Raw genomic sequence first — 2,235 nt, 5'->3', positions numbered from 1 at the left:
AAATTATGATTAACAAATAAAAGTCCCTCCTAAAAAATTATTTCCGCTAGCTTTTACAAATCTGTAAGTTCTCGATTTAAGAAAATTCTGATAAGGGCTTGGCTGTACTAAGTTTCTATATAAGTATAGTTATAAATATCATCGTCATTTGGTTTGTCTTCAGTTGTTAATAAGTGCCTATCCACACATAAGTTGCATCCTCTTTTATATAACTCATGAATCCAATTTTGCTGTTGAATAGTTAGTGTTAGATTTGGTACTCCAAATAAATAAAGTGTTCTCAAATTTACTAAGTTATCTATGCTGTCAGGTAGTCTTTTTATTGGATTGTCAGATAAATCTAATCCTTTTAGATTAACTAGAAAACCGACCTCTTCAGGTAAGTATACTAGGTCATTCATCCAAACAGTTAAGATCTCTAGCTTTCTTAAATACCCAACTGACTTTGGTAATGTAGATAGTTCGTTATTACCTAGCTTTAAGTCTTTTAAGTTTTTTAAGTTTAAAATATCTTCTTGTATATACGTTAGCGAGCAATATTGTAAATGAAGGTTTTCTAAAATTTCTAGGTGAAAGATGCTGTCAGGTAATATACCAATGTCTTTTCTATACTCAGGATGACCTGCACTACCAAGTACAAGACTCTTATTGAATAGAATTTCATTAGGCGCTTTATCATTGTTATGGTAAAAATTTGATAGCCATTCATGTATTCCAATAGTAAATGGGTTGCCTATTCTCTTCATAATAGACTTATCACCATATCTATCTAAAGTGAACTTGTATTTATGATTATCAATTTCAACTTCAAATTCAATGTAAGTGGGCCTATCTTGTATAGGTAGAAAATCACTTCTATATGTTTTTATATCACCTATCTCTTCTGCAAAAGCTAAGATCTGCTCATACTTAATATCTACAACACAACCTTCGCTTTGATGAGTAACATCTGGCAAAGAAGTTAGGGTTTGTACTAACTGCTGCTTCATACTTGTTGTTTTATACCAATAAAAACCGATAAAAACGAGTAAGGAAACACCGAACGTTGGAATAGCTAGTAATAACGCTATAACTAAAAGGATAAGAAACATGGTAGCCCCAAAATTTAGATAGTCAGTAATTAGAGACCATCCAGAATTCTGGTAGAGCCTCAACATTCATTATCAAGTCATTTTATTTACTTTGTGCGCAGTACTAACAATCATATTTGCTGCTTGTGTAACTTCTGCTTCAGTAGTCATACGACCCACACAAATTCGTAATGTCGTTTCAGCTTTTTCTTTATTTATACCTATTGCTTTTAAAAGTGGAGGGTATTCCCGATTCAACCCATCACAAGCTGAGCTAAGAGAAAAGGCAAGATGGGGTTGTAGGTTGTTCAATAACTGAACACTATCTACACCTGATATTGCAAGGTACAAGTTTCCTGGATGGCGGCTCTCAGCATCTCCAATAACTTCAATATCAAGTTTTTTGCTTAAGTTTTCGAGGAGTATTTGGCGTAGCTGTTTGAGCGACTCAGCTTCTACCTCTTTATTCTCGCACATTATCTCAGCCGCTTTTTGAAAGCCGACTATTAAAGGAGTAGCCAGAGTTCCAGCTCGTAGTCCATCTTGCTGTCCGCCACCCACAATCATAGGCTCAAAGTCAGGGTTTTGTAAGTGTTTAGAGTAAAGTAGACCAATTCCCGAAGGGCCATATATTTTGTGAGCAGATAAAGTCAGGAAATCCACATCTAGATTCAAGCAGCTGATAGGTAAGTAGCCTGCTTGTGAGGCATCTACGTGAAGAAAGACATTGTTCTGGTTGCATATCTCAGAGATAGCGCTAATAGGTTGGTTTGTACCGATAACTCCATTTGTCATGGCGCAAGATACCCAGAGTACATCATTGCGATCTAAGTGATGCTCAAGATTTTCGAGGTTAATTTTACCGTTATCATTTAAGTCTATATATATCAGGTTTAAATTCAGCTTTTTAGATATAAGCTCTAGGGGAGCTAATACAGACTTATGTTCTAAATAACTGGTTAAAATAGTGTTAGCATTCGGCTTTAGACCTTTAGCAATCTTAATACCTGCGGTAATTGCTAAGTTATTAGCTTCAGTTGCACCCGACGTAAATATAAGCTCATCCTCAAAACAATCATAGATTTCTGAAAAACTCTCCAAAGCATCTTTAATTACTTGTTCTTTAGACCAGCCAAAAGCATGGTTAACTGAGTGGGGATTACCA

The 2,235-nt window shown here is 35.3% G+C and carries 2 protein-coding genes; both read right to left on the bottom strand.

Annotated elements, in window-relative coordinates; all coding sequences use genetic code 11:
- Positions 1–107: 107 nt before the first annotated feature.
- Positions 108–1,091 carry a leucine-rich repeat domain-containing protein gene (locus tag CXF61_RS11820; RefSeq protein ID WP_193834221.1) on the bottom strand — a complete coding sequence of 328 codons (984 nt, stop codon included), beginning with the start codon at positions 1,089–1,091 and terminating at the stop codon, positions 108–110.
- Between the two features lie 72 nt (positions 1,092–1,163).
- Positions 1,164–2,235 (bottom strand): cysteine desulfurase family protein (locus CXF61_RS11815; protein WP_165598326.1); only part of this gene is annotated, 1,072 nt, incomplete at its 5' end.

The sequence above is a fragment of the Psychrobacter sp. 4Dc genome (assembly GCF_002836715.1).
Lineage (GTDB): Bacteria > Pseudomonadota > Gammaproteobacteria > Pseudomonadales > Moraxellaceae > Psychrobacter.
Note: the sequence above shows the minus strand (reverse complement) of the source record. Positions and strands in the feature narration are given on the sequence as shown.